The sequence below is a fragment of the Streptomyces sp. GESEQ-35 genome (assembly GCF_017948485.1).
In the GTDB taxonomy this organism is placed as follows: Bacteria; Actinomycetota; Actinomycetes; order Streptomycetales; family Streptomycetaceae; genus Streptomyces.
Genome location: NZ_JAFFSX010000004.1, coordinates 92,228 through 117,585, shown reverse-complemented (window position 1 = coordinate 117,585; position 25,358 = coordinate 92,228). Strand labels below are relative to the sequence as shown.

At 68.6% G+C, this 25,358-nt stretch carries 28 protein-coding genes; 5 read left to right on the top strand and 23 right to left on the bottom strand.

Translation table 11 applies throughout. The annotated features are described in order from the left end of the window. Nucleotides 1–3 precede the first annotated feature (3 nt). From KCH87_RS09905 to KCH87_RS09885, 5 genes are all read right to left on the bottom strand, one after another. Entirely contained in the window at nt 4–1,368 is a 1,365-nt protein-coding gene (locus tag KCH87_RS09905; protein ID WP_308298798.1) for a cytochrome P450, read from the bottom strand. Nucleotides 1,369–1,533: 165 nt separating this feature from the next. After that, a complete protein-coding gene (locus KCH87_RS09900) occupies nt 1,534–2,526 on the bottom strand; it encodes an alpha/beta hydrolase (RefSeq protein ID WP_210585585.1) in 993 nt (330 codons plus the stop codon). An 83-nt stretch (nt 2,527–2,609) separates the two neighbouring features. Further along, complete coding sequence (locus KCH87_RS09895; protein WP_210585584.1) at nt 2,610–2,972, bottom strand: hypothetical protein; 363 nt, start codon at nt 2,970–2,972, stop codon at nt 2,610–2,612. Nucleotides 2,973–2,980: 8 nt separating this feature from the next. Continuing rightward, on the bottom strand, nt 2,981–5,104 hold the full coding sequence (locus KCH87_RS09890; RefSeq protein WP_210585583.1) for a PrsW family glutamic-type intramembrane protease: 2,124 nt from the start codon (nt 5,102–5,104) through the stop codon (nt 2,981–2,983). A gap of 300 nt (nt 5,105–5,404) precedes the next feature. Continuing rightward, on the bottom strand, nt 5,405–5,908 hold the full coding sequence (locus KCH87_RS09885) for an ATP-binding protein (RefSeq protein ID WP_210585582.1): 504 nt from the start codon (nt 5,906–5,908) through the stop codon (nt 5,405–5,407). 270 nt (nt 5,909–6,178) lie between these two features. Here KCH87_RS09885 and KCH87_RS09880 point away from each other — a divergent pair, with 270 nt between their 5' ends. Further along, nucleotides 6,179–7,030: a helix-turn-helix transcriptional regulator gene (locus KCH87_RS09880; RefSeq protein WP_210585581.1), complete on the top strand. Its 852-nt coding sequence runs from the start codon at nt 6,179–6,181 to the stop codon at nt 7,028–7,030. Nucleotides 7,031–7,042: 12 nt separating this feature from the next. Continuing rightward, nucleotides 7,043–7,234, top strand: coding sequence for a hypothetical protein (locus KCH87_RS09875; RefSeq protein ID WP_210585580.1), 192 nt, complete (start codon nt 7,043–7,045; stop codon nt 7,232–7,234). Between the two features lie 342 nt (nt 7,235–7,576). Here KCH87_RS09875 and KCH87_RS09870 read toward each other — a convergent pair whose 3' ends face one another. The 15 genes from KCH87_RS09870 to KCH87_RS09800 form a co-directional block, all read right to left on the bottom strand. Next, nucleotides 7,577–7,858, bottom strand: a complete 282-nt coding sequence (locus KCH87_RS09870; protein WP_210585579.1) for an Arc family DNA-binding protein — start codon at nt 7,856–7,858, stop codon at nt 7,577–7,579. Between the two features lie 45 nt (nt 7,859–7,903). Beyond that, nucleotides 7,904–8,536: an OmpA family protein gene (locus KCH87_RS09865; RefSeq protein WP_210585578.1), complete on the bottom strand. Its 633-nt coding sequence runs from the start codon at nt 8,534–8,536 to the stop codon at nt 7,904–7,906. Nucleotides 8,537–8,543: 7 nt separating this feature from the next. Next, on the bottom strand, nt 8,544–9,125 hold the full coding sequence (locus KCH87_RS09860) for a hypothetical protein (RefSeq protein WP_210585577.1): 582 nt from the start codon (nt 9,123–9,125) through the stop codon (nt 8,544–8,546). 34 nt (nt 9,126–9,159) lie between these two features. After that, complete coding sequence (locus KCH87_RS09855) at nt 9,160–9,765, bottom strand: pilus assembly protein TadG-related protein (protein ID WP_210585576.1); 606 nt, start codon at nt 9,763–9,765, stop codon at nt 9,160–9,162. Next, entirely contained in the window at nt 9,765–9,962 is a 198-nt protein-coding gene (locus KCH87_RS09850) for a Flp family type IVb pilin (RefSeq protein ID WP_210585575.1), read from the bottom strand. Before KCH87_RS09850 ends, KCH87_RS09855 begins: the two co-directional genes overlap by 1 nt. A 113-nt stretch (nt 9,963–10,075) precedes the next feature. Beyond that, nucleotides 10,076–10,795 carry a response regulator transcription factor gene (locus KCH87_RS09845; RefSeq protein WP_210585574.1) on the bottom strand — a complete coding sequence of 240 codons (720 nt, stop codon included), beginning with the start codon at nt 10,793–10,795 and terminating at the stop codon, nt 10,076–10,078. Next, nucleotides 10,795–12,177, bottom strand: a complete 1,383-nt coding sequence (locus KCH87_RS09840) for a histidine kinase (protein ID WP_308298797.1) — start codon at nt 12,175–12,177, stop codon at nt 10,795–10,797. Before KCH87_RS09840 ends, KCH87_RS09845 begins: the two co-directional genes overlap by 1 nt. Nucleotides 12,178–12,191: 14 nt before the next feature. Next, the gene (locus KCH87_RS09835) at nt 12,192–13,079 is read right to left on the bottom strand and encodes a DUF5936 domain-containing protein (protein WP_210585573.1); all 888 of its coding nucleotides are present in this window, start codon (nt 13,077–13,079) and stop codon (nt 12,192–12,194) included. 16 nt (nt 13,080–13,095) lie between these two features. After that, nucleotides 13,096–14,037: a type II secretion system F family protein gene (locus tag KCH87_RS09830; protein ID WP_210585572.1), complete on the bottom strand. Its 942-nt coding sequence runs from the start codon at nt 14,035–14,037 to the stop codon at nt 13,096–13,098. A gap of 10 nt (nt 14,038–14,047) precedes the next feature. Next, a complete protein-coding gene (locus KCH87_RS09825; RefSeq protein WP_210585571.1) occupies nt 14,048–15,385 on the bottom strand; it encodes a CpaF family protein in 1,338 nt (445 codons plus the stop codon). 11 nt (nt 15,386–15,396) lie between these two features. Next, a complete protein-coding gene (locus tag KCH87_RS09820; protein ID WP_210585570.1) occupies nt 15,397–15,747 on the bottom strand; it encodes a TadE/TadG family type IV pilus assembly protein in 351 nt (116 codons plus the stop codon). 1 nt (nt 15,748) lies between these two features. Next, nucleotides 15,749–16,123 carry a TadE/TadG family type IV pilus assembly protein gene (locus tag KCH87_RS09815; protein WP_210585569.1) on the bottom strand — a complete coding sequence of 125 codons (375 nt, stop codon included), beginning with the start codon at nt 16,121–16,123 and terminating at the stop codon, nt 15,749–15,751. Then, nucleotides 16,120–17,361: an AAA family ATPase gene (locus tag KCH87_RS09810; protein ID WP_210585568.1), complete on the bottom strand. Its 1,242-nt coding sequence runs from the start codon at nt 17,359–17,361 to the stop codon at nt 16,120–16,122. The genes KCH87_RS09815 and KCH87_RS09810 overlap by 4 nt, the downstream gene beginning before the upstream one ends. Before the next feature lie 9 nt (nt 17,362–17,370). Continuing rightward, entirely contained in the window at nt 17,371–18,078 is a 708-nt protein-coding gene (cpaB, locus tag KCH87_RS09805; RefSeq protein ID WP_210585567.1) for a Flp pilus assembly protein CpaB, read from the bottom strand. Between the two features lie 71 nt (nt 18,079–18,149). Next, complete coding sequence (locus tag KCH87_RS09800; RefSeq protein ID WP_210585566.1) at nt 18,150–19,034, bottom strand: hypothetical protein; 885 nt, start codon at nt 19,032–19,034, stop codon at nt 18,150–18,152. Between the two features lie 233 nt (nt 19,035–19,267). On the opposite strand from KCH87_RS09800, the gene KCH87_RS09795 reads away from it, so the two are divergent. The 3 genes from KCH87_RS09795 (at nt 19,268) to KCH87_RS09785 (ending at nt 22,918) form a co-directional block, all read left to right on the top strand. Then, a complete protein-coding gene (locus KCH87_RS09795) occupies nt 19,268–20,953 on the top strand; it encodes a chitinase (RefSeq protein ID WP_210585565.1) in 1,686 nt (561 codons plus the stop codon). Between the two features lie 145 nt (nt 20,954–21,098). Continuing rightward, entirely contained in the window at nt 21,099–21,608 is a 510-nt protein-coding gene (locus KCH87_RS09790) for a SigE family RNA polymerase sigma factor (protein WP_210585564.1), read from the top strand. Between the two features lie 53 nt (nt 21,609–21,661). Continuing rightward, nucleotides 21,662–22,918: a hypothetical protein gene (locus tag KCH87_RS09785; protein ID WP_210585563.1), complete on the top strand. Its 1,257-nt coding sequence runs from the start codon at nt 21,662–21,664 to the stop codon at nt 22,916–22,918. A gap of 9 nt (nt 22,919–22,927) precedes the next feature. On the opposite strand, the gene KCH87_RS09780 is transcribed toward KCH87_RS09785, so the two are convergent. The 3 genes from KCH87_RS09780 to KCH87_RS09770 form a co-directional block, all read right to left on the bottom strand. Beyond that, nucleotides 22,928–23,347 carry a hypothetical protein gene (locus tag KCH87_RS09780; RefSeq protein ID WP_210585562.1) on the bottom strand — a complete coding sequence of 140 codons (420 nt, stop codon included), beginning with the start codon at nt 23,345–23,347 and terminating at the stop codon, nt 22,928–22,930. A 28-nt stretch (nt 23,348–23,375) separates the two neighbouring features. Continuing rightward, nucleotides 23,376–24,686: an Nramp family divalent metal transporter gene (locus tag KCH87_RS09775; RefSeq protein WP_210585561.1), complete on the bottom strand. Its 1,311-nt coding sequence runs from the start codon at nt 24,684–24,686 to the stop codon at nt 23,376–23,378. Nucleotides 24,687–24,778: 92 nt separating this feature from the next. Beyond that, nucleotides 24,779–25,285 (bottom strand): ATP-binding protein, encoded by a 507-nt coding sequence (locus tag KCH87_RS09770; protein ID WP_210585560.1) that lies wholly within the window; start codon nt 25,283–25,285, stop codon nt 24,779–24,781. Nucleotides 25,286–25,358 lie beyond the last annotated feature (73 nt).

Genomic DNA, 25,358 nt, shown 5'->3' with positions numbered 1-25,358 from the left:
TCCCTACGTTCCCGCCGCCGCCCCGGCGTGCTCGCGCTGCCGCACCGTCATCAGCAGGGTCCGCGGCCGTACCGTCGCGCGGGCGACGGGTCGTACCGTCTGGCCCGGGGACAGTTCGAGGCGGACCTGGCGGGTGATCGTCGCGATCGCGGTGACCAGTTCGGTGAGGGCGAAACGGTCGCCGATGCATTTGTGTTTGCCCGCGCCGAAGGGGAGGAACGCGCCGGTCGGAGGGGGCTGGGCGGAGTCAAGCCAACGGTCGGGGTCGAAGGTGAGCGGGTCGGGGAAGAGCGCCGGATCACGGTGCAGGGCGTGCTGGCAGTAGGCCAGTTCGGTGTCGGCCGGGATGACCCAGTCGCCCAGGCGCAGGGGTTCCAGGGTGCGGCGGGTGACCAGCCAGCCGGTGTGGTGCAGCCGCGTGGCCTCCTGGATGACGCGGTTCAGGTAGGGCAGCCGGGGCAGGTCGTCGAAGGTGACGGGGCGGTCGCCCAGGACGTCGGTGAGTTCCGACTGGAGGCGCTGGTCGATCTCCGGGTGGCGGGCGAGTTCGTACAGGATCCAGGAGAGTACGGACGCGGTGGTCTCCGTACCGGCCACCGCCAGGGTGAGGATCTCCGAGCAGATCTGGTACGAGGTCAGCGGGCGGCCGGTGTTCTCGTCCGTGGCCCGGAGCAGGAGGGAGAGCATGTCTCCCGTGTCGCGCTCGGAGGCGCGCAGTTCGGCCACCGCGGCGTCGATCGTGGCGCGTACCGCGTCCCGGGCGGCGGTGAAGCGGCGGTTGGCGGGGAGGGGGAGTTTCTCGGCCCAGTCGGGGAGCATGATGCGGGAGCCCACGCCGTTCATGACGACGCTGAGGTCGCGGCGCAGCCGCTGGAAGGCCTGTTCGTCGATGCTGCCGGAGAAGACGGTCGAGGCGAGCATGTCGAGGGAGAGCTTGACCATCACCTCACGGACGTCCAGGACCTGTCCTGGACACCAGCCGGCCATCGCTTCGGTGACCTGCTCGCGCATCAGATCGACGTACCGGGTGATCTCGGTCTGGCGGAACGCGGGCTGGAGTTGGCGGCGTTTTCGGACGTGTTCGGTGCCCGCGGCGGTGACGACGCTGTCGCCGAGGAGCTGGCCCATCTTCTCGAAGAAGCGGCCCTTGTCGAGGGTGGGCGCGGCGTCGACCAGCATCGTGCGGATCAGGGCCGGGTCGTTGACGACGATGGTGGGCTGCTGGGGCTGGAGGCGGATCTCGACGAGCGGACCGTAGGCGCGGAGCGAGGCGATGAAGGCGAGGTTGTCGCGCAGGATCGGTATCGCGTGGCCCAGCAGCGGGAGCGAGCCCGGCGCCTTGGGCATGGGGGGAGACGCGGTGGTCACGGAGCGGTTTCCCTTCGCAGAGTCTCGAGGAGACAGCGCCGTGATCTCTTCCCGGTTCCGGTGGCCGGGCAATCTCGTTGTGGTACAGCCCACTTGATCCATGGGAACGACCGGATGTCCGCGGGAGGTCGACCTGGCGGCTGGACGGTCGGCTGGTGCACACCGCTACAGCGGCAGCCCGTGCAGAAGGTCCGTCACGCGGGCGGGGTCCCCGGGGCCCAGGTGGCCGGAGTCAGGGAAGTTGTGGACCCGGAAGCGGTTGCCCGGGGTGAGTTCGTCGGCTTCGGCGATCATGCGGTCCTGGAGTTCCGTGGCGACGGTCCTGTCCTTGCCGAACCGCAGATACGTACGCGGAATCCGCCCCCACGTGTCGGCACGCCCCACGGCCCGGCCCGCGTACGCCGTCATCGACTCGTCCGTCTGCATGCCTTCCAGCACCCGCAGGAACTCGCTGTCCGTGTACTCCGCGCAGATCATCTCCTTGAAGACCGCGAGGTCACGGCGGTTGGAGGTACGCCAGTTGAGGCGCAGCACGCCGAGCTTCTCCGGGTCGCCGATGATCTGCCCGATCGGGCTGATGGCACGCTGCCCCTCCGGGGAGCCCGAACAGTCATTCAGCGACGGCATGCTGCGGCTCGGGCAGAAGGCGGCCATGTAGCAGATGTGGGCCAGAAGTTCGGGTACGGCGTTCGCCACCCGGCTGACCGAGACCCCGCCCATGCTGTGCCCGACCAGTACCACGGGTCCGCCGAGCCGCGCGGCGCGTCGTACCGCGCCGGTGACCCGCCGCTCGAAGTCGTCCAGGGTGAGCGCGGCGACCGGCGACGGCTCGCCGGCGAGAGCGCGCAGGTCCTGCGTCTGATACGCCGCCGGCACGAACCTCTCCGTACCGTGCAGAGGTTGGTCCACGGCGACGACCCGGTGCCCTCTGAGCGCCAACTCCCTGCCGATGGCGGTCCAGAAGGCACCGGCACTGTGGGTGCCGTGCACAAGGACGTACGTACGGATGCCGTGGTGGGTTCGTGCCGTTGCCCCGTCTGCGTCGGCGGCCCGCGCGGTTCCGGCACCGACGCCTACGGCGAGGGCGGCTCCGCCGACGCCCGCCGCGATGCGTCGCAGGGCTTGGCGTCGCGTGTTCCTGTTGTCGTTGTCAGCCATGGTTACGAGGCTATGAACGCCTTTTGCGACCGACCATGGCTCTGCACACCCGGCGGACGGTGTACCTGCCGACACCGGGCCTGTCACTCCTGCCGTCCGAACGAGGCGAGCAGTTCCTGCAAGTCCCGTACCAGCATCAGGTCGTATCGGCCCGTGGCTGCAAGGGTGTCGAAGATCCGCCGTGCGATTGCCTCCTGACGCTTCACGTCCGAGTCGAAGTCCCGGACGGTCAGGAGCGAGTCGTAGCGCTCGAACGGCATGCCGTGGTCTTCCTCGTACTCATGCGTGAGTTCCACCTCGGCGGCAGCATGCCCCAGGTTCGCCGCATAGTCGATGAACTCTTCGTCCACCGGCTCCAGTTCGCCACGGCACGCTTCTGCAATGTCGCCGAGAAGCCTGTCTCGGGGAAACCCCGGACGGATGAAGACGTAGTGGTACTCACTCATGGAACTCCTTAAGGCCAATGAATGCTGTATCCATCACCAATAATCCGAATCGAATTCATTCGGCCGGGTGGATTGTTCCTAAGGAACTTCCCCAGCCCTTCGCGTGCTCCATCCTCCCCGAGTCCGCTCCCTCGCGCGTCAACGACTGCATCGCGCGCCTGCTTCTTCGCCGTATTGAGAGTGTTCTTGACCGAATTCGGCGCGGCCCCCGAGTCCAAGGTCTTGAACTCCGTCGGCACCCCGTCGACGATGGCGTCGGCCGTTTTCTGCCCAGGCACTTCGGACTCCTTGAGCGCCTTGACATCCTTCCCTTCCCTCTGCAGCGTCTCAGCGATTCTGCGCTCCTTTGGCCTGAATTGCTTCTCGCTCTCGTCTATGGAGCCGTCCCTGCGTTTTCCGCCCTCACCCTCACCGGATCTGCCTGCCCGCGACTGCTGTGCGCCTCCCGTCTCGCCTCCCGGCGTCACGGCCATGAGTACGACTCCGGCGGTACCCAGGACGGCAGCGTTGAGTGCAGCTTCGAGGGTCACAACACCCACCGCACCGCCTCCCACCAACGCCAGTCCGCCCCCCGGCGGAAAGAGGGCCAGCAGGGACAGGAGGAGGAGGGCGAAGCCCAGGTAGGTGAGGAAGTTGTCGAGGGCTTCGAGGAGGTGGGTGGTGGGGATGGCCGGGGCGCTGGGGTCGGACGATTCGGCCGTGCGCCAGAGCAGGAGTGTGCCGACCGTCAGAGCGGTCAGTGACGAGGCCAATCGGAGGCGGTGAGTGGCGAGTTGTTCGCCGATCGGGTGCAGAGTCGTCTGACGCCACGTGCGCAACAGGTACGTCGACTGCCAGCCGATCCAGGCCAGCGCCGCCACCGCGAAGACCAGCAGGATCGTCGGGCCGATGCCGGTGGTGAAGTCCTCCTGGAGGCCGGCCGTTCGCTTGAAAGAGCCGACGCCGAGGAAGAGGACGGACGGGAGTACAAGGACGCAGGGGATGAGGATCTGGAGGAGGAGGCGGAGGCGGCTGTGGTGGCCCCGTCCCTCGGCTGCGCGGAACGCTTTGAGCTGGGCTCGTATGTCCGGCGTCCGCCACACCCGTTCGTTGTCCGTTGCGTCGATTCGAGTGGCTATGGCGGCGACCGCTCTGCGTAAGGGCTCCAACGCCTGGGGCGGCGTCCCGGGGGTGGCATAGCAGAGGGCGCGACGCAGGCGAATGAAGCGGAGGGCTATCAGCGGGGTCCAGGGAATACGCCAGGCCGCGTAGCGGATCAGTGCGGCGGCGGTGTCGCCGTCCCGTCTCTCCGTCGACAGCAGCGTGTCGGGGAGTCTGCGTTTGGCGCGGTGCAGAACCGTCGTGTCGAGCGCCATTGCCAGAAGCAGGGCCGCAACCGGTGCGGCCCATATGTTGGCGTCCAGGGTTTGCAGCCAGTCTCGGGTACTGGTACTGCCGCCCGGGTTACTGCCTGCGTAGTTGTTGAGAGTGTGGTGCGCTGTCGCCACCCCGAAGGGGATCAGCGCCAGCGGTTTCCACCAGGTCCGCGCCCGCCACAGAATGCCAACCCCCAGGCCCGCCAAGGCCGTCCACGCAAGGTGGGTGAAGGTTGCGATCGTGACGCCCCCGCCCGGGGCGAGGTCGAGGGTGGCGGCCGGGGACGGGAGCCAGGTCGTGAAGACCTGACTCGGGCCAGGGATGTACGGCGGCGAGAGGCTGTCGGGGACCAGCCAGCCGCCGTGACGTTCGAACGCCCGGTCCGCGTCCAGGGAGTACCGCAGCAGCGCCTCCAGCAGGCCGAAGCCGGCGCCGAGTGCGGCTCCCAGGACGGTGAAGTCGGTCAGACCCCATTGGCGTCGGACCTTGGCGTAGAGCCCGGCCAGCAGGAGCGGGGACGCTTTCACCAGCTCCTCCACCCAAGGGGCGGTGGTATAGGCGGTGGCGTTCACGACCCTGATCAGCGACTCTCCTGTGGCTGCCGCGATCATCCGCGTGTACGTCAGCTCCAGCAGCGCCGCGACCGTTCCGCAGGCGTAGACCCCTGCAAGGAGCGCCAGCAGCACCGTCGAGAGCCGTACCGAGCGTGCGGGCCACGACAGCACGAACATCTGGATGACGCCGTACAGGGCCGCCGCCACCATGAGCACGGTCATGCCCGCCCCCGCTCCCCGAGCCATCGACTATTCCCGATCGCAAACGCGATGCTATGGCTCGGGCGGAGCCGCCGCAACAACTTGCGGCCAACTCACCGTAGTTTTTGGCGTATTGGCCGGCGACGTTGCCGAGTGGGCCACTGGAGATCCCCAGTCATGGCTGCCGCCGCCTCTTCGTCGGCTAACGAACATCCAAATCAAGCGGGGCCAGGCTGACCGTACTGCTACGCATTCCGCCCAGCTCGATGGCCTCCACATCATCGGCGGCCACCCCCAGACGCTCCCCGAGAGCGGACTGCGTCACCCATTCGTGCGGCCGTCGCCCAGATACGTACGGGCACCCTGCCGCAGAAGGACCGCCCACGTGCGTGTGCCGCCGGTCGGCTCGTGGGCCTCCCCGAAACCCCAGTCGCCGTCGCAGGTGCGGACTACGCAGGCCAACAGGCGAAGGGCTGCGCGGCGGCGGGTGTCGCAGGCTGCGGAGAGGTGGGGGTTGGTGTGGCGGGGGTGGGCGTCGTAGAGGATCACGCGGAGGGCACCTTCCCTGTAGCGGAGGGAGATGTAGATCTCCGTGGCCGTGGTGAAACGGCAGGCGCAGGCCACGAGTTCGCTTACCGCTTGTACGGCTGCTTCGGCCACGTCTTCCAGGCCGTGGGCCCGCAGGATCGTACGGGTGGCTGCGCGGGCGATCGCCGGGCTTTGGGGAGCGGCGGGGAGGGTGAGGCTGTAGGTGAGGGTTTCGGGGGTCGGCGGAGTGGGGGGCCGGTCGGTCGGTGTGGGGCACGTCGTCACGAGTTCGGGCATTGGCAACTCCCTGTGCTGGCGCGTGATTTCAACTCCGCCCGGTGGCTTGTCTCCCTGGCGCGGACCCACCCCTCCCAGGGGAGGAGATTGCGGGCAGGCTCGCGCGATGCGCTTCCGGTACGCGGAAGGTCGCTCTGTAATCGACCCATCACTGAAGGTAGAGCAACAGGGGAACCTGTGCCACCTTCCTAATGAAATTGCCTCCCATCGGTTAGACCATGAGGCCCGGAAGGAGGCAGACTGACGCCGACCAACCGAGAAGGAGGGCGCATGCCGACACGGTCCACGCCAACAGAGCGCCAGCGGCGCCTGGGTGCCGAGTTGCGGAAGATGCGGCTCGCGGCCGGACAGACCACGGAGTACGCCGCCGGTCTGCTCGGACTGGACCGTACGAAGGTGTCCAACATGGAGTCCGGCGTCCGCGCCATCTCGCCCGAGCGCATCCGGATACTCGCCAGCAACTACGACTGCGGGGACCAGGCCTACGTCGACGCACTGGTCGCCATGGCCGACTCCCGCAAGCGAGGCTGGTGGGAGCAGTACCGGGGCAACCTGCCCCAAGGTCTCCTCGACGTCGCCGAGTTGGAGTGGTACGCCGTCCGGCTGCGCAGTTACCAGACCGTGCACGTACCCGGGCTGCTGCAACTGAGCGGGTACGCCCGGGCCGTCTTCGACTCCGCCCTGCCGCCGCTACCGACGTCGGAGGTGGAGCTGCGAGTGGCCCAGCGCATGCGGCGACAGCAGGTACTGGAACGGGACAACCCCGTCCAGTACATCGCGTACGTCCATGAGTGGGCCCTGCGCATGCAGTTCGGCGGCCGGCGGGCGACCCGGGAGCAGTTGACGCACCTCTGTGAGGTGTCGGAGCGGGAGAACGTCGAGTTGCAGGTGCTCCCCGTCGAGGTGGGCGCCTTCCCCGGTGCGGGCCACGCGGTGCTGTACGCCGACGGTGCAGTGCCCGAACTCGACACCGTGCAGCTCGACTCCGCACACGGCGGCGAATTCACGCACGCCGACGCTCAGCTCGCCAAGTACCGTGCTCATATGGACTGGTGGCACACCAAGTCGCTGGCGCCACAGGCCTCACGGGACTTCATTCACAGCATCGCCAGCCAACTCTGAGGAGCTTCCACCATGGCCGAGATCACCTGGGAAGAGCCGTACTGCGCCGAAGGCAACAACTGCTTCCGCATAGGCACCGACTCCGACGGCAACGCCTACATCGCCGTTGCCGGCCAGGAGGATCACCACGTCACCGACAGCCGCGAAGCCCTCCGTAACCTCATCCTCGAGATCAAGGCCGGGAAGGCTGACCACCTCCTGTAAGCAGGAGCGCACCGGCTCCGCCCCCGGCGACCGGAGTCGGGCGTGTCAGCGGTTCAGGTCCATGACCCCGACTCCCAGCCCTGCGTAAGCCTCCAGCACAACCGTGGCAACCAGTGCTCCGCCGTGAAGCATCGGTTTCGGCCACGACACATGCACGGCGGCGGCGACACCGAAGGCGACGGCGACCCGCACGCTCGCGCTCGGCCTCCACCAGGCGCAGGACAGGCAGCCACAGGCGTACATCGTCGCCGGCCGCCGTGGCTTGGATGAGGCCGGAGACCTGCTTGTTGCCCCCCATTGCCGGCAGTGTGGGTCTGTCGAGGGCGTCGTGCTCGATCTGGTTCAACCGGACGGCTCGGCCTCGGCGAGAGCAGCCCGGTGTGCGGCCGTGGCTTCACGCATCTTGCGTCGCATTTCCGCGGTTTCCTCGTCCATCACGTAATGGCCGAAACGCTCGGCGAGCAGGGTACGGGTGCGATCGGCCCGCTCCTTGACCTGCTCGGGGGTCAGCGTCTGAGCCGCAATCTCCTGCATCAGGGCACGAAGACTGATCCCACGCGCCTCCGCCACTGCGGCGAGCTGGTCACGGACTTCAGCGGGCACGCGGATCACGACGTCAGACATAGCGCGAGTATGCGTGATGTTTACGTCTCGCGCTTCTCGGCATGGTCAGTTCTCGGTGCGCGGGAAGGAGACCTCCACCCGTCGGTTCTTCTTGCGGCCGGACTCCGTCGCGTTCGATGAGATCGGGTACTGCTCGCCGTAGCCGCGGACCTCGTACCTGACGTTCGCGTCGTTCAGCTCGCCCTCCAGGACCTCCTGTACGGCGTTGGCCCGCTGCTTCGACAGGACGTCGCCGTGGGCCGAGGAGCCGAGGTTGTCCGTGAAGCCGAAGACCCTGATGCTCGTCGCGTTCTGGGTCTTGATCTCCTCGGCGATCGCGGAGATACGGGACTTGGCCTCCGCGCTCAGCCTGGCGCTGTCCTTGGGGAACAGGACCTCCGCCTGGAGCGCGAACTTCACGTCCGCGTTGGTGTCTTCGCGGCGTTCGTCGCCTGTCTGGTCTTCTACGACCTGCTTGATGTCCAGGACCTTCGGCTCGGCGAGCGTTGCGCCCTCGGGGATCTTGAGATCCGGGTCGTTCCCGTCCACTTCCACCGGGGCAGAGGCCGTTGCCTCCGTGCCCGGCGGGACGCTGGGGCTTTCGTCGGCGTGGGCCGTCGTTCCGGAGGTGAGGATGGTCGTGGCGAGCAGGAGCGTGGCTGCGGTGAGGGTGGCGGCGCGGTGTGGGGTGAGGGTCATCGGTGCCTCACCCGGAGATCGTGATGGTGGCGGTGGCGAACATGGGCAGCTGGAAGGAAACTTCGGTCGTATCGGCGGGCGGTGCGGGGAACTGCAGGAACACCGGCACGGTCTCACCCGACTTGACGGACGTTATCCCGGTCGTGGTGAGGGGGCGGCCATCGGTGTCGCGCAGAACGTAATAGCGCTTCTTCCCCTTGGAATCCACGAGTGTGGCACCGCCGAACGAGCGGCCGTTCCTGATGATCTCGGTCTCGTTGCCGCTCAGCGCGGCAGGAATGGTGAGCGTTTCGTTGCCGTCGTTCTTCAAGTCGCCATTCACGGTCACGAACCCCCCGGAGTCCCGCTCGGCCGAGGTGAGTTGGAACAGCAGACCGTCAGGCCCCTTCAATTCGGCCAAGGGCACGTCCGACTGCCCCTCCTGAGCGCTCGGGGCGGATCCGCTGCTCTTGGATGCCGGAGCCGACGATTCCGGCTTCTTGCCCTCGTCGCCTCCGCCGCCGCAGCTCGTCACGCCGACGGCCAGTCCGGCCGCGACGGTCAACGCGACCATCCCCCTGCGGGCCTTGGCTGTGAACCGAATGCTCATGACTCTGCTTCCCTCACCACTCGTCGTTCACTTGTCAGTCATCAGCCAGATGGACGTCGAAGAGGTCCTCGGGGCCCGGGAGACTGGTGGGGTCGTCCGGGTCCAGGTCCTCCCAGATCCCGCCGTCCTTGCACTTGAGTTGGGGCAGTACGTCGTCCCCGGCGTCCTCGCCGGGAAGCTCGAACGTGCAGAGCGGATCGATCACAGCAGTGGCAAACGCCGTCGAGTACGTGCCCTCGGTGCCGGGAACTATGGAATCCCCGACGGGCTTGTCTGTCTTGACGCCGACCCTGTAGCCCAACACCCCCACCAGGTCACAAACGTCGACACCGGCATTGTTCTGTGCGGCGAGTTGCTCAGCACGCCAGCATGACGGATCGAGCCCCGTCACATCTCCGTTGAAGATGTCCTGCCACAGATCCGGGTCGAGTACGTTCTCCAGCCACTGCCCCGCGAGCTGGTCCCGACGATCCTGGGCCGCCGCCAGTGCGGCCGCGTCAGCCGCCGTCTGAGCACCGTTCCTGTTCGCCGCTGCCTGGCCGACCGCAAGGTAAGCGAACGCGAGAAAAAGCAGGCCCGCCACCACCGTGATGTAGATGGGGAAGGCCTGCCCTGCGTCATCGTGCCTTCGGGGCGGCATCAGCCGCCAGTGACTTCGGTGATCTTGGTCGCGATCGCATCGAAGATCGTCTGACCGATACTCGTCCCCGTAATCGCCAGCACGATCGCCACAACCACCGCGATGATCCCCAGATACTCCACCGCCGTCTGCCCCTTGTCGTTCCGGGCGGCGCGAGCGCGGACGTACGAGACGGTCGTGTTGATCCAGTTGCTCATGGTGGTCCCCTCCGGTCACGGCTGTGGTGCTTGTACCGTAAGGCGGAACACGTCGATCCGCCGAGGGCCCCAGGGCCCAATTCCGCCTACCACCAACCCCCCAACGCGCCACTTCAGGCCACCCCCAACCACTTCACAGCAGCCTGAACGCGGCTCGTGCTGTGGAGCTTGGCGAAGATGCGGTTGATGTGGTTCTTGACCGTCTTCTCGCTGATGAAGCAGACGGCGGCGATCTGGTGGTTGTTCATGCCCGATGCGATGAGGTCCATGATCTCCGCCTCCCTTGCGCTGAGTTGGAACCGCGACCTGTCGGACCATCCCGATGAAGACTGTCCCACAGTTGGTTGCAGTTGCGAAAGGCGTTTGGGGGAAATCGCTTCCCCCAGGCCTTCGGGTAGGCCTGGAGTGCCAACATCCTTTGCCGTTGCGCGAAGTTGCTCTAGCAACGCACCCGCCGCAGTGGGCGTGAAGTGCGGCCTTCCCCGCTTGATGTCCCGCACGGCTGCCACCAGTTCGTCCGCCGTGAACTCGCCGTGCACCAGGTAGCCGTTGGCGCCCCTGCGCAGGGCTTCCTGGACTATCTGTGACTCGCCGCTGTAGGTGAGCATCATCACCGGAGCGATCCGGACCAGGTGCGGGAGTGCCGAGATGCCGTCCACGCCGGGCATGCGGACGTCCAGCAGCACCACGTCAGGGCGGTGTTCGTCGGCCGCCTCACACGCCTCGCGGCCGTCCGCGGCCTCCGCCACCACCGTGATGTCCTCGCGGCCGGACAGGAGTGCGGTGAGGCCGGCTCGGACCACTGGGTTGTCGTCCGCCACCAATACCCGCATCAGGCGGCCTCCTTTCGTGTGCTGCTCTGTGGCGTCAGGGCCGCCAGGGGGAGTTCCAGGCGGACCTCCGTGCCTCGTGCGTGGTCGCCTCGGCCGATGTGGAGGTGGGCTCCCACCGAGGTCGCGCGTTCGACCATGCCCAGCAGGCCGAAGTGGCCGGCCTGGCGCAGCTGGTCGAGGGTGGTGTCGGGAGGGAGGCCGCGCCCGTCGTCGTAGATCGTGACCAGTAGGAGGTCGCCGTGGACTCCTGCCTTTACGACGACGTGGGTCGGTGATGCGTGGCGGTGGGCGTTCTCCATGGCCTCGGTGGCGATGGTGAGGAGTTGGCGGGCCACCGCCGGGGGGATCGGGGGGACGGGGGCGTCCCCTGTGGCGTGGTAGGTGGCTTGCAAGCCCGTTCGGGTGGTGAAGTCCTGGGTGCGGGCCGCCAGTTCCGTCAACACGTCCGTGGGGTCCGTCTCTCGGCGCAGGTCGGCCAGGAGGTCTCGGGATTCCGCTGCCGCTCTGCGGGCCGAGCGGGACACCAGTTCCGCCTGCTGCTTGATCAGGGCCGGATTCGGGTTGGGCGAGTCCGCGGAGGCGGCCAGGGCGTCCGCGGCCAGGGCCACTCCGTGCAGGGTCTTGGCCACCGAGTCGTGCATCTCACGTGCCAGACGGGCCCGTTCCGCGCTCACCGCCTCCGTCACGGCCAGCCGCGCCTGGGTTGCCGTCAGGGCCGTTGTCGCTGTGCCGAAGCGGAGGAGGAGCGTGCGGAGGGAGGAGCCGACCGCGCCCGCGATGACGCAGAGGCCGGGGAGGAAGGCCGTCTCCGCGACGCCTGCTTGTGTGTCGGGTCCCGTTGCGTGGACGAGAAGGAGGATCAGGGACTGGAGACTGGCGAAGACCGCGGCCCCCCGCCAGCTGTAGACGATGCCGGCGAGGAGGGGGGTGCCGATGCTGACGTACGCGAGGGGTGTGTCCGGGCCGGCGGAGATCAGGAGGAGCGAGCCGAAGAGGGTGTCGATGGCCAGGAGGGAGGGGTGGCGCAGGAGGAGCGGGCCGAAGCGCTCCCAGTCCCTGAAGAGGACGTACGAGCCCATGAAGGTGACCACCACCGCTGCGCCCACCAGGCGGACGCCCAGCCCGGGGGCCGCGTTGAGGAGGGCCGAGGGAGAGGCCAGGGCGATCATGGCCAGGCGGAACGCGAAGACCTGGCGGCACATCGCCTGTAGGGCGTTGACTTCCAGTGCGGGTACTCGTGCGGGTACTGGTGCCGGTACTGGTGCCGGTGTCCCCTGCGGCCGATTCCGACGGCGGCGACGTAGCAGTCGTGGCAGACCCAGCGGGCCGAGCAGGCCGAGCATGCCGAGCGGGCCCCCGCCGCCCTGTTCCGTCGTAGCCATGCCCCTCGCCCCCTCTACTCCCCTGTGATCGACCCGAAGTCCGTCCCCGACCCGAGCAACAACCCCGCCCCGAGCAGGATCATCGTGGCCGGCACCATGAAGGTGGTGATCATCAAGGTGGCCTTGGGGACGGCCCTGGCCGCCTTGCGGCGGGCGTTCTGCGCATCCGTACGGCGCATGTCCTTGGCCAGCGACACCAGCGTGTCGACGATCGGCGCACCCAGCTCCTCCCCCTGCTGCAACGCCGTCACGAACATCGCGACCTGCTCGGAGTCGTTGCGTCGCCTGAGTTCCGCGAAGGCCTGGCGGCGGCTCATGCCGAGGTCCATCTGGCGCAGCGTGATGCGGAGTTCGTCCGCCCAGGGGCCTTCGTACCGGGAGGCGACTCGGTCCAGGGCCTGGCGGAAGCCCAAGCCCGCGCTCACCACCACCGCCAGGACGTCCAGGAAGTCGGGCAGCGTCCGCTCGATCACGTCCTTGCGGATACGGATCGCCGACCAGATTCCGACCTCCGTCCAGAACGCCCCGAAGGCGAGCAGGAGCAGCGCCACCAGGTACTGGCCGCGCAGCACGAACACCAGGCAGCCGACGCCGCCCAGCGCGCCGTAGACCGCCCTGCGTGCCGCGTAGCGGTTGATGGTCAGGCCGCCGGGGTTGCCCGCCAGGTCGATCTTGCGGCGGTACTTGGCCACCTGCTTCGGACCCATCAGCCGGAGGACCGCGGGCGCGTACCGCATGCCGAGGCGGTCGATCAGGGAGTCGACCGCGCCCGTCCTGGTGGCGCCGACCTCCAGGGCCAGCGCCAGGTCGCTGGGGAGTTTCGCGTCCGCGCGGTACATGCGGATGCCGGCGAAGACGCCCCAGATGCCGAGGCCCATGAGCAGGGCCAGTAGGAGTGCCATGTCCTTCTCCCCCGCCTCAGACGTCGATCCGCGACAACCGGCGGATCATGATGAAGCCGATCGCGTACAGCGCGAACGCGACGATCACCGCCCCTTGTCCCATCGGTGAGCCCGTCATTCGGTCCAGGGCCCCGTCCTTCACCCCGTTCATCAGGAACAGCGCGCCCACGCCCAGCGCGGGGACGGCGTACGACGTCATGGTGACCTGGGAGAGCTGGGTACGGACCTCGCGCCTCGTCTCCTTGCGCTCTTCCAGCGTCTCGGTCAGGTTCCGCAGGGCGCTCACCACCTGACCGCCCGCCCGGTTCGACAGCACCAGGGTCGTCACCAGGACCACCAGCTCACGTGAGGGGAGCCGATCCGCCAGCTCCCCCAGCGCGTCGTCCATCGACGCGCCCACCGCCAACTGGTTCGCCACCTTCCCCAGTTCCTCCCCGGCCGGCGCCTCCAGCTCCTCCGCCGCCATCCCGATCGCCGTACGCAGCGCCAGGCCCGCCTGTGTCGCGTTCGCCAGGATGCGGGCCAGCTCCGGGAGCTGGTTGATGAACTTCTCGATCCGCTTCTGCCGCTGCCAGTTGAGGAACTGGATCGCCACCCACACCCCCAGCGCTCCGGCCAGCGGGCCGAAGAAGGGGGCCAGGGTCGCCTGGCCGATCAGCCACAGGCCCGCGACCGTCGCGAGCATGTAGGCGAAGAACTCGCCCGGGGTGACGTCCAGGCCCGTGGCCGCCAGACGGAGTTCCAGGTCCTTGCCCAGCTTCGTACGGCGCAGCCGGCGGTCCATGTTCCGGAAGCGGCGCCGGCGGCCGACGGGCAGTTGGCCGGTGGCCGACAGCCGCTCCACGAGGGCCGCCCGCTGCGCCTTGCCTGCCGCGTAGAAGTGCAGGCCCACCACGAAGAGAACGCAGGTCAGCAGCGCTGTGCCGGTGGTGAGCGTGACTAGGGTGTCGAGTTCCATCGGGAGGGTCCTACCTGGCTTCTCGGGTGGACAGCTGAGCCGGCGTGAGGGCGACGCCGTAGGCCTGGGGTATGGGCTGGCTCGCCATGTAGAGGCGGTCGGCCGTGCGGCGCGGGAGCGGGAAGTGGGTGTAGCTGCCGTGGACCCGGCCGTCGTGGGTCATCGGCTGGGCGTCGAAGCGGGCCACCGTCGCGATGCGGTACGGCTCGCCGCCGTGGCTGTCGAGGATCGCGATCTCCGTGATGCGGCGGGCGCCGTCCGGGAAGCGGGTGAGCTGGATGATGACGTCGACCGCGCTGTTGATCTGGTCGTGGAGTGCCACGAAGGGGACCTCCACGTCCGACATGGAGGCGAGGGTCTGGAGGCGCGTCAGCGCGTCCTCCGCGCTGTTGGCGTGGACCGTGGCGAGGGAGCCGTCGTGGCCCGTCGACATCGCCTGGAGCATGTCCAGGGACTCGCCGCCGCGGACCTCGCCGACGACGATGCGATCCGGGCGCATCCGCAGGGAGTTGCGGACCAGATCGCGGATGGTGACGTGGCCCTTGCCCTCCACGTTCGGCGGGCGGGCCTCCAGGCGGATCACATGCGACTGCTGGAGCTGGAGTTCCGCCGAGTCCTCGATGGTGATGATGCGCTCGGTCTCGGGGATGAGCCCCGACAGGGCGTTCAGCAGCGTTGTCTTTCCGGTGCCCGTCGCTCCCGAGACGATGATGTTGCACCGTGCCTGCACCAGCCCCGCCAGCAGATACAGCATGTGCTCGTCGAGCGAGCCGAAGCCGATCAGCTCCTGGAGCGTGAAGGAGCGGGGGAAGCGGCGGATGGTGAGGGTGGCGCCGGTGAGCGACAGCGGTGGGATGATCACGTTCACGCGCTCACCGGACGGCAGCCGTGCGTCGACCATCGGGTTCGACTCGTCGACGCGCCGGTTGACCGTCGACACGATCCGCTCGATCGTCTGCATCAGCTGGTCGTGGGAGGGGAAGCGGAGCGGCAACTGCTCGACGCGTCCGCCGCGTTCCACGAAGATCGCGTCCGGGCCGTTCACCATGATCTCCGTGATCGACGCGTCTTCGAGCAGCGGCTCCAGGATGCCGAGGCCGAGTGCCTCGTCGACCACGCGGCGGATCAGCTGCGCGCGTTCGACCGTCGAAAGGACCGGGCCCTCACGGCTGATGATGTGGCCGAGGACGCGCTCAAGACGCGCTCTGCGCTCGGCCATGGCGAGCGCGCTCATCTCCGCGAGGTCGATCTCCTCCAGGAGTTTCGCCCGGTACGAGGCGACCAGGTGGCCGTCCTCGCCCCGGCTGCCGTTCTCCTCCGGGGTGTTGATGCGGGACCGCAGGCTCATCGTCGTACTCCTCAGTGGTCCAGCGGCATGGTGGCGGTCTTGGTGGCGTCCCCGAAGTCCCAGCCGGGGACGAAGTCCGGGATGCCGACGACGGCCGTGACCGTGACTTCGTCGCCGCCCTCCGCCGCGGAACAGGAGACGGACAGCCAGTCGCTGATCGCGTTCACGCAGCCCTGCTGGGCGCTCTCGTCGAGCGAGGCGGCACGCGCCCCGGCCCGGGCCGCCGTACCGGCCTGCTGTCCGGCGTAGGCGATCAGCCCGATCTGCACCCCCGCCAGCGCGACGAGGATCAGGATCGGGATGAAGCCGAGGTACTCGATGGCTACTTGACCGCGATCGCGGCCCTTACCGTCGTACGACATCTCAGTCCTTCACCTCCTCCACGGCACCCGCGTGGCCCTCCACGTCGAAGGGGAAGCCGATCGAGCCCGGGAAGAGGACGGGGACATGGAGCGTGACGGTGGCCTTGACGAAACCGCCCTCGGTCCCGCAGTCCACCTCGCCGCTCCACGCGTCCGGCAGCTTGTCCAGACCCGCCTGCTGACACGCGGCCTGCCGCGCACCCTCCGGAACCGCCGTCCCCGCCCGCACCGCCTCATCCGCAGCATTCCCAGCCAGCGTGTACGTGTACCCCAGCAGCACGAACTGCCACATCAGCACCAGCGTGAGGATGATCAGCGGGGTCATGCCGAGGAACTCGATGGTGACCTGACCGTCGTCCCGCGCTCTGATCCTCATCCCCCTGCGTCCTTCCGCCGCCGGAAGCCGACCGCCCCCCGCCCGCCCCGCCGGGCGTCGCCTTCGGGGACGTTCACCAGGCCGAGTTCACCCGCGAGGCCCCACAGGGCCTGCTTGACCGTGCTCCTGTTGTCGAGTTCGTGGACGCGGCCCGCGTCGACCACGGCCTGGAGTTCCTTGAAGTTGGCGGGGACGGCCGTGGCGGCCAGCGCGGTCCCGGTGATCTTCTGGATCAGCGGGGGCTGTATCTCCGTACCGCGGGTGTGGCGGTTGACGACGACGGTCGTCTCCTCGGCCTTGCGGATCTGGAGCCGGTCCCACATGCGTACGGTGCGTTTGGCGCCGCGGACGGAGACCACGTCCGGGGTGGTGACCAGCAGGGCCGTGTCCGCCGCCTCGATCGCCGCCGCGCTCGCGCCGCCCACCTGGGCGCCGCAGTCGATGACGACGACCTCGTAGCGGGCGCGCAGGGCGGTGACGATCTGGCGGGCGGCGCGGTCGGTGACCTCCTCACCGCGTTCGCCTTCGCCGGGGGCGAGCAGCAGCGCGACGCCGGTGTCGTGGCGGAAGACGGCGTCGGCCAGGACGCGCGGGGATATGTCGGTGATGGTGGCGAGGTCGGCGACCGAGCGGCGGAACTGGATGTCCAGGTAGGAGGCGACGTCGCCGGCCTGGAGGTCCATGTCCACCAGGGCCGCCGACCGGCCCGACGCCTGGGCGGCGAGGGCCAGTTGGATCGCCGTCAGGGTCGTCCCCACGCCGCCCTTCGCGCCGCTCACCGTGACCACCGTGCCGCCCACGCCGGTGAACACGTCGACCGCGCCGCCCAGATGGCGCCGTACGCCGGCCGACCACTGGGCGACGGCGCGGACGCGGCTGGCCAGTTCCTCGTAGCTCAGCGGCAACGCCACAAGGCCCCGCGCGCCGTAGTCCATGGCGGCCTGGAAGAGGCCGGGGCTGGCGTCGGACGTGACGAGGATGACGCCTACGGCCGGGAAGCGCAGGGCGACGTCGCGGATCAGTTCCAGCGCGGGGACCGGGCCGATGCGCTCGTGGACGACGACGACCTCGGGCAGTTCGTCGACCGACTCGGCGGCGAGGCGGGCGAGGGTGTCGACGAGCTGGGTGGAGTCGACCACCGGGGCGACCGGCTCGGCGTCCGGGAGCTGGCTGAGGAGGGTCGTGAGGGACCGGACCGCGTCCGCGTCACCGACCGCCGGGAGGATCCTCGTGGGCATGCGGGCCTCTCACTTGTCCTTCGCGAGTTCGTACGTCCGGTCGGACTCGGGGACCGTGGTGTCGCCGCCGGGCGCGACCAGTGCGAGCCGGACCCGCTGGGCGAACGACTCCGCGTACGTGATGCGCTGGGCGTCGATGGTGGACAGTGCGAAGGTGATCGGGACGGCTTCGGTGGCGTCCCGGGTTTGGTCGTTTCCGTCCGGTTCGAGGGCGGTGAGCCGGCCGACGTCGAGGACCCTGGCGTTCGTCACGATGATCTTGGACTGATCGGGGTCGCCCTCACGCGCGCCCTCGAAGGTGGCGTACACGTTGACCGTGGAGTTCGGCGTGATCTTGCCGGCGACGCCGGTCGCCGCGTCGATCATGATGGCGACCTCCTGCTGCCCGGGCTGGAGGGCGGGCTGGTCGACGATCATGTCGCTCTGTAGCAGGGAGCCCTTCTTGAGGGGCGTCACGGCGATCTTGCCGTCGATCTGCCTCAGATCGGTGACGGCCGTGTCGGACAGCCAGCGCTCGGGCATCTCGGTCTTCTCGAACTGGCCCGCGCTGAGGGTCTCGTAGGGCTTCACGTTCGTCTTGACCCGATAGGCGGTGACCTCGGGACCGACCTTGGACTCCACGTCGTTGACGACGGAGAGAACGCCGGCGAACGCGCCGAGGGCGCACAGGACCGACAGGAGCAGGAGTATCACGCCGCGGCGCTGACGGGAGTTCATGAACCGTACAACCTCATTGGGGGGTATAGGTCGAGCGGAGTCGAGTGGTGCGGTGGTGCGATGGTGCGGGCTCAGCCTGCTGTTATCTGTTTCCGGTTCTGGTACTGAATCTGCTTCGGGCTCCCGTTCTGGTTCTCGAGGACGGGTGGGGTCGCGGAGCAGAAGACACAACGGTCGCCGATGACGTCGATGCCGCACCAGTGGCAGACGTTCTGCCGCACCGAGGCGACCAGTTGATAGAGGACCGACAGGTCGGGCAGGAACGAACAGAACTCGATCAGCTTGCCGGTCCCCCACCAGTGCGGGGACTCGGCGGGCAGTACGGCCTCACGCAGCCCCTGGACCTGCCAGGACTTCGCCAGGCTCTCCGTGACCCAGTCCGACTGCAACTGGCCCTTGGCGACCAGCATCCAGGTGGCGAACTCCGGGCCGGTCAGCCCGGCCCCGGGCTCGACCTTCACCAGTTGCGGCTCGGGATGGGCCATCACTCCGAACTGGCTGCCGGGCACCCAGGACTTGGCGTGCGACTTCAGGCCGACGGGGACGCGATCGAGGCGGGCGACGGAGCCGAGCAGCGCGCCCGCGTGGATGTAGTGCGTGAGCAGCCGGCCGGCCGAGGCGAGCACACCCGGGCCGAGGTCGCAGGACGCGAGCTGTCTCAACTGACGGGCCAGGACAGCGAGTCCGAGCGGGGGCAGCGGGGGACGGAACAGGGCGATCCGGTCACTCTCCAGCAGGGACCGTACGGTGTGCAGCCGCTGCACCACGGCAGAGGGAACCGCCTGCGAGCACATGACGATGACATGCCCGTGCTGGTCGATCAGCGTCTGCACAGCGCCCAGCGACCGGTCCAGCGACTGCCGGTCCAGGTCCTGGAGCACGACCGCGGGCACGGTTCGCTCGTCGTGAGCCGGCAGCGCCAGGTCGGCACTGGTCACGGCAATGGCAGTTGGCACGTGCAGCTCCCCGGTTCACCCGCCCCTGTCGGCCCGCCGGTGTTACTCCGGCACACCGAGTCGACTTCACAGCGTGACTACCTGAGCACTGTAACCACGCCTCTATGACCGGAGAACAGCGTTTCTGTAGCTGCGAAGCAACTGGCGTTGCACAACACCTGTCAAAACGGGGCAGGTTGAGCATCTCGGCGGCACCTCTTGACAACGCAATTGGTCTGGACCAACTTGTTGTCATGTCCCCACAGACACGATCGATACGACTCTGGGCGGGAGCCGTCACCGCCGCCCTCGCCCTCTCCCTCACCAGTGCGGGCCAGGCGTCCGCCGCCGACGTCAACAACGCCAAGAACGCCGGCTTCGAGTCCGGCCTGAGCAACTGGACCTGTTCCGCGAGCAGCGGTGCGACGGTCTCCTCCCCCGTCCGCACCGGCGCGACCGCGCTGAAGGCGACGCCGGCCGGGCAGGACAACGCCAGATGCACCCAGACGGTGGCCGTCAAGCCCAACTCGACGTATGCGCTGAGCGCCTGGGTGCAGGGCGGGTACTCGTATCTGGGCGTGACCGGCACCGGTACCACGGACGTGTCGACCTGGACGCCCGACTCGACGAGCTGGAAGCAGCTGACGACGTCCTTCACGACGGGCGCCTCGACGACGTCGGTGACGGTGTACACGCACGGCTGGTACGGACAGGCCGCGTACTACGTCGACGACCTGTCCGTGTACGGGCCGGACGGGGGCGGCGGGACCGATCCGGCGCCGACGATTCCGGGTGCGCCGGCCGGCCTGTCCGTGTCGGGCACCAGCTCGACCTCCGTGTCCCTCGCCTGGAACACGGTCTCGGGAGCGACGGGTTACACCGTCTACCGGGACGGTGCGAAGGTGACGGCGGTGACGGGAACGTCGGCCACGGTCACCGGCCTGGCCGCCTCCACCTCGTACTCCTTCCAGGTCACCGCGACCAACGCGGCCGGTGAGTCGGTGAAGTCGACGGCGGTGACGGGGAGGACGACGGCCACTCCGGTGGGCCCGGCCCTGCCGAAGCACGCCGTGACCGGTTACTGGCAGAACTTCAACAACGGCGCCACGGTCCAGAAACTGTCGGACGTGCAGTCCCAGTACGACATCATCGCGGTGGCCTTCGCGGACGCGACGACGACGCCGGGCGCGGTGACCTTCAACCTGGACTCGGCCGGGCTCGGCGGCTACACCGTCGACCAGTTCAAGGCGGACGTGCAGGCGAAGCAGGCGGCCGGGAAGAAGGTCATCGTCTCGGTCGGCGGCCAGAACGGCACGGTGTCGATCAACGACTCCGCCTCCGCGACGAACTTCGCCAACTCCGTGTACTCGCTGATGCAGACGTACGGCTTCGACGGCGTCGACATCGACCTGGAGAACGGCATCAACGCGACCTACATGTCGCAGGCGCTGCGTTCGCTGTCGTCGCAGGCGGGCTCGTCGCTGGTCATCACGATGGCCCCGCAGACGATCGACATGCAGTCGACGTCCAACGGCTACTTCCAGACGGCCCTGAACATCAAGGACATCCTCACGGTCGTCAACATGCAGTACTACAACAGCGGTTCGATGCTCGGCTGCGACGGCAAGGTCTACAGCCAGGGTTCGGTGGACTTCCTGACGGCCCTGGCCTGCATCCAGCTGGAGGGTGGCCTCTCGCCGTCCCAGGTGGGGCTGGGTCTGCCGGCCTCGACCAGCGGCGCGGGCAGCGGCTATGTCTCGCCCTCCGTCGTGAACAGCGCGCTGGACTGTCTGGCGAAGGGCACCGGTTGCGGTTCCTTCAAGCCGTCCAGGACGTATCCCGACCTGCGCGGCGCGATGACCTGGTCGACCAACTGGGACGCGGCCGCGGGGAACGCGTGGTCGAACGCGGTGGGACCGCATGTGCACGGGCTGCCGTAGCCGATGAGAGAGAGGGGGGCACCCGGCCGCTGTGCCGGGTGCCCCCCTTCCGTCACCGGCGCCGAGCTCATCTCCGTGTCAATGGGTGAAACATTTCCCGGGGCCCACCGCATCAATAGGGTGACGGCCGGCGATGGGGGAGTACATGAGACAGGTCCGCGCGGACGAGTATGCGGACTTCGCGGCGGCACGAGCGGGGCATCTCTACCGGTCCGCGTGTCTGCTGACCGCGGGGGACACGCATCTCGCCGAGGATCTGGTGCAGGAGACCCTGGGGCGGCTGTACGTCAGATGGGGGCGGGTGTCCCGGGTCGGCAACCCGGCGGCGTACGCGCAGACCGTTCTCACCCGCACGTTCCTCGCCCATCAGCGGCGCCGCAGCAGCACCGAGCGCGCCACGGACGTCCTGCCGGAGCCGCCGCACGCCGCCGACGGCGACACGACCCTCCGGCTGACCCTGCTGGAGGCGCTCGCGCGGCTGCCCGCCAAGGACCGTGCGGTGGTCGTCCTGCGCTACTGGGAGGACCGCAGCATCGAGGAGACGGCCGACGCGATGAACACCAGCTCGGCCGCGGTGCGCACGCGTTGCACCCGGGCCCTCGCCCGGCTGCGCGAACTCCTCGGTGAGGACATGGGCGAGTACGCGGCGACCTGAGCCCCCTTCCGGCACTTCATTGACCAACACCCTTGTGGAAAAGGTGGTTTGCCATGCCCTTCGGACATCAGCACGACCCCTTCGAGAACCGGCTCGGTACCGCCCTGCGCCAGGCCGGCGACTCCTTCGACACCGACCGGGCCGCCCTCGCCGCCGCAGGTCAGGTCCGCGGGCGGCGGCTGTGGCTGCGGCGCCGTGGCGCGGTGGTCGGCAGCGCGGCCGGGATCGCGCTCGTGGGGGTGGGCGCGGCGGTGGTCGCGCCCTGGGGCGGCGGGGACGGCGACGGGCAGCGGTCCGTCGGGGTCGACCGCACGGCCTCCGCGTCCTCCGAGTCGGCCGCGCCCGCTGCCGTCTCCGGCGACGAACTGCTCAAGTCGCTCAAGGGCCTGCTGCCCGAGGGCGAGTTCAGCGGGGAGGAGGCGCGCGGCACGGACGAGCTGCCGGGACCGTACGCCCACCTCGTGTACGACGACGGCAAGGGCCCGGCGGCGATCGACGTCAGCCTGGGCCGGGTGGAGCCGGGCAGCGATCAGGCCCGCCAGGCGACCACCTGCCCGGACAAGGTGCTGACACCACACGACAGTTGCCTCACCCAGCGGCTGCCCGGCGGCGCGCTGCTCATGGTGTTGCAGGGATACGAGTATCCGGACCGCCGCGTCGACACCAAGCTGTGGCGCGCGGAGTTCGTCACCCCCAAGGGATCCCACGTCAGCGTGAGCGAGTGGAACTCCGCGGCCCAGAAGGGCGCGCCGATCAGCCGGCCCGAACCGCCCCTGACCGCAAACACGCTGAGAGAGGTGGTCACCGCGGCTGCGTGGCAGTACGCCATCGCCGCCATGCCGGAGGATCCCGAGGGCACGGCGGCCCCGGAGACGAGCACGCCGCCTGCGGCCCCCGGCCCCGACGCCATCGTGGCGACGCTCACGGGACTGCTCCCGAAGGACGTCGAGGTGGTCACCAAGGGCACGGACTACTCGTATGTCGTCCTCGACGACGGCAAGGGCAAGAGCTACGTCCAGGTCGATGTGCAGCCCGGCATGGGGGACGTGGAGGGCGAACTCTTCGGCTCGGACGCCGAGACACTGGACGACGGCACGAAGTTCGTTTCCCGGCAGAGCGGAGGCGACAAGGACGTCTCCGGGGCCGTCATGTGGACCGCCGACACCCTCCGGACCGACGGTCTGCGCGTGGTGGTCAGCGCCTTCAACCAGGCCGACCAGCACAGCGCCCCCAGCCGCGAGACCCCGGCCCTGACGATGCAGGAGCTCCGGGCGATCGCCCTCAGCCCGAAGTGGGCCGACCTGGTCTAGGCGATCAGGTCAGCCCATGGGCCGGTAGTACCCCAGCACGCCCGCCAGCTGCCCGAACCACTCCCGCAGCCGCTCCCCGCGCTTGGCGTCGACCACGCACTCGTAGAACTGCCCGTCGGCGTGGACGACCCCGACGACGAGCGCGTTGCCGTTCGCCTTGTAGTGGACGCTGCGGATCTGGGGCCAGGACAGCTCCAGGGTCATGCCGTGGTTCTCGAAGGAGACCCCGGAGGAGTCCACGACGACGGAGTTGTGGCGGTCCACGGCCAGGAACTCCGGGCCCGAGGGGACCGGGTGAGGCGGTACCGGCCCGGCGTGGGGCGCATACGGGGGTGGTGGCGGCGCGGAGACGTACGGCTGCGGGGGCGGGCCGAAGCCGGGCGGTGGTGACTGTGGTGGCTGCTGGGGGCCGGAATCGGGCTGCTGCATGGGCGCACCGTAACCCGCCGGCCAGGGGCTAGAAGAACTCCGACCAGGGCTGGTCCCAGATCTGCTTCACGCACAGCACCAGGAACAGCAGCCCGGCGATCGCGAGCATCCCGTTGCTCACCCAGCCGTTGCGCCACTCCCTCGGGGTGCGCGTGGTGTTGAGGAGCCAGATCAGGGTGCCGGCGAGGAAGGGGAGGAAGGCCGCGCCCAGGACGCCGTAGAGGATGATGAGGCGGAAGGGCTCGCCCTGGAAGAGCAGGACGATGGGCGGGAAGGTGAGCCACAGCAGATAGGCGCGGAACGGCCAGGACCGCTCACGTTCGCCGGAGGCCACCTCCGCGCCCGTCGTCCGCTCGCGCTTCTGCTGCCGGGCCACGAAGTCCGCGAACATCAGGCTCACGCCGTGCCAGACGCCGATGAGGGAGGTGAAGGAGGTGGCGAAGAAGCCGATCAGGAAGAACTTGGCCGTCGCCGTGCCGTACTCCGCCTCCAGGATGTCGCTCAGCTGGATGAGGCCCTTGTCGCCGCTGGCGATCGCGATGTTGGCGGAGTGCAGCAGCTCCGCGCCGACGAAGAGCATGGAGATGACGAAGATGCCGGTCGTGGCGTAGGCGACCCGGTTGTCCAGGCGCATCACCTTCATCCAGCCGGTGTTCGTCCAGCCCTTGGCGTTGACCCAGTAGCCGTACGCGGCCAGCGTGATGGTGCCGCCGACGCCGCCGATCAGGCCCAGCGTGTTGAGGATCGAGTCCTTCTCGTCGGGCAGCACCGGCAGCAGACCGGCGAAGGCGTCCCCGAGGTTCGGAGTGACCCGGATCGCCAGATAGAGGGTCACCACGAACATGACGCCGACCAGCACCGTCATGACCTTCTCGAAGACCGCGTACTTGTTGAACCAGACGAAGACCAGCCCGACCAGACCGCACGCGATGGCCCACCATTCCAGGTCCATCACGTCCGGGAACAACGCCTGCAACGGCAGCGCGCTCGACGACATCGCCGCCGCGCCGTAGACAAAGCCCCAGATCACGACGTAGACGACGAAGAACCACGTCGTCCACCGGCCCAGACTCGCCCAGCCGTCGAACAGCGTCCGCCCGGTGGACAGATGCCAGCGCCCCGCCGCCTCGGCCAACGAGATCTTGACCAGACACCCGATGACGGCGGCCCACAGCAGCGTGTACCCGAAGTTGCTGCCGGCGATCAGCGTCGCCACCAGGTCCCCGGCCCCCACACCGGTCGCCGCGACGACGATCCCGGGCCCGATGTACTTCCAACTGGACTTGCGGGGAGCGCTGGTGGCCTCACCCGTTGCCTGGTTTCCCGTCGTCTCAGCCATGCCGATCAAGAAAGCGCAAAAAGGCTGCACAGACAAGAGGGCGGGACCGAACCGACCTCAGGGGCGCGGGGAACTGCGCGACCAGCCACCGACTAGCCGCAGCCCGCAGACGACCTCATCCGGCAGGACGAACCGCCCGACGCACACGCACACGTACCGAGCTCGAACCACACGGTCGTCCCCGCCCGATCATCCAGGCACCCCCAGCGGAGCGCCAACGCGTCCACGAGGAACATCCCCCGGCCACTCTCCGACGTACCCGCGTCGAGAACGCGTGGCTGCCCATGACCCGCGTCAGCGACCTCGCACCGCAGAACACCGTGCGCCGCGGTCAGCGTGAGCGTGAACCGGCTCTCGGAGTGCAGTACGGCATTGGTGGCGAGCTCGCTGACGAGCAGCTCGGCCGTGTCTGCCACGTCGTCCCGCTCGGCCAGTCCCCATATCTCCAGCTGCCTGCGGACCTCCGCGCGAGCCTCGCGGACCGCGATGGGGCACGGTTCGTACTCGACACTCAAGTAGCCCGCCCCCAAGGGCGGTTGGGGGTTGGCGCCGTACCGGGGACCAGGATCCGGGAGGGGGAACCCGGAGAGTTGCAGCATGGTTCATATGGTGGCCTCCCCGCGTGTACCGCACACGGGGAGGACTACCTGATTCCCTACCTGCGTCGACGTA

Coding starts and splice junctions, on each gene's coding strand:
- KCH87_RS09900 (WP_210585585.1), bottom strand. CDS start 2,526: ATGGCTGACAACGACAACAGGAACACGCGACGCCAAGCCCTGCGACGC.
- KCH87_RS09895 (WP_210585584.1), bottom strand. CDS start 2,972: ATGAGTGAGTACCACTACGTCTTCATCCGTCCGGGGTTTCCCCGAGAC.
- KCH87_RS09890 (WP_210585583.1), bottom strand. CDS start 5,104: ATGACCGTGCTCATGGTGGCGGCGGCCCTGTACGGCGTCATCCAGATG.
- KCH87_RS09885 (WP_210585582.1), bottom strand. CDS start 5,908: ATGCCCGAACTCGTGACGACGTGCCCCACACCGACCGACCGGCCCCCC.
- KCH87_RS09880 (WP_210585581.1), top strand. CDS start 6,179: ATGCCGACACGGTCCACGCCAACAGAGCGCCAGCGGCGCCTGGGTGCC.
- KCH87_RS09875 (WP_210585580.1), top strand. CDS start 7,043: ATGGCCGAGATCACCTGGGAAGAGCCGTACTGCGCCGAAGGCAACAAC.
- KCH87_RS09870 (WP_210585579.1), bottom strand. CDS start 7,858: ATGTCTGACGTCGTGATCCGCGTGCCCGCTGAAGTCCGTGACCAGCTC.
- KCH87_RS09865 (WP_210585578.1), bottom strand. CDS start 8,536: ATGACCCTCACCCCACACCGCGCCGCCACCCTCACCGCAGCCACGCTC.
- KCH87_RS09860 (WP_210585577.1), bottom strand. CDS start 9,125: ATGAGCATTCGGTTCACAGCCAAGGCCCGCAGGGGGATGGTCGCGTTG.
- KCH87_RS09855 (WP_210585576.1), bottom strand. CDS start 9,765: ATGCCGCCCCGAAGGCACGATGACGCAGGGCAGGCCTTCCCCATCTAC.
- KCH87_RS09850 (WP_210585575.1), bottom strand. CDS start 9,962: ATGAGCAACTGGATCAACACGACCGTCTCGTACGTCCGCGCTCGCGCC.
- KCH87_RS09845 (WP_210585574.1), bottom strand. CDS start 10,795: ATGCGGGTATTGGTGGCGGACGACAACCCAGTGGTCCGAGCCGGCCTC.
- KCH87_RS09840 (WP_308298797.1), bottom strand. CDS start 12,177: ATGGCTACGACGGAACAGGGCGGCGGGGGCCCGCTCGGCATGCTCGGC.
- KCH87_RS09835 (WP_210585573.1), bottom strand. CDS start 13,079: ATGGCACTCCTACTGGCCCTGCTCATGGGCCTCGGCATCTGGGGCGTC.
- KCH87_RS09830 (WP_210585572.1), bottom strand. CDS start 14,037: ATGGAACTCGACACCCTAGTCACGCTCACCACCGGCACAGCGCTGCTG.
- KCH87_RS09825 (WP_210585571.1), bottom strand. CDS start 15,385: ATGAGCCTGCGGTCCCGCATCAACACCCCGGAGGAGAACGGCAGCCGG.
- KCH87_RS09820 (WP_210585570.1), bottom strand. CDS start 15,747: ATGTCGTACGACGGTAAGGGCCGCGATCGCGGTCAAGTAGCCATCGAG.
- KCH87_RS09815 (WP_210585569.1), bottom strand. CDS start 16,123: ATGAGGATCAGAGCGCGGGACGACGGTCAGGTCACCATCGAGTTCCTC.
- KCH87_RS09810 (WP_210585568.1), bottom strand. CDS start 17,361: ATGCCCACGAGGATCCTCCCGGCGGTCGGTGACGCGGACGCGGTCCGG.
- cpaB (WP_210585567.1), bottom strand. CDS start 18,078: ATGAACTCCCGTCAGCGCCGCGGCGTGATACTCCTGCTCCTGTCGGTC.
- KCH87_RS09795 (WP_210585565.1), top strand. CDS start 19,268: ATGTCCCCACAGACACGATCGATACGACTCTGGGCGGGAGCCGTCACC.
- KCH87_RS09790 (WP_210585564.1), top strand. CDS start 21,099: ATGAGACAGGTCCGCGCGGACGAGTATGCGGACTTCGCGGCGGCACGA.
- KCH87_RS09785 (WP_210585563.1), top strand. CDS start 21,662: ATGCCCTTCGGACATCAGCACGACCCCTTCGAGAACCGGCTCGGTACC.
- KCH87_RS09780 (WP_210585562.1), bottom strand. CDS start 23,347: ATGCAGCAGCCCGATTCCGGCCCCCAGCAGCCACCACAGTCACCACCG.
- KCH87_RS09775 (WP_210585561.1), bottom strand. CDS start 24,686: ATGGCTGAGACGACGGGAAACCAGGCAACGGGTGAGGCCACCAGCGCT.
- KCH87_RS09770 (WP_210585560.1), bottom strand. CDS start 25,285: ATGCTGCAACTCTCCGGGTTCCCCCTCCCGGATCCTGGTCCCCGGTAC.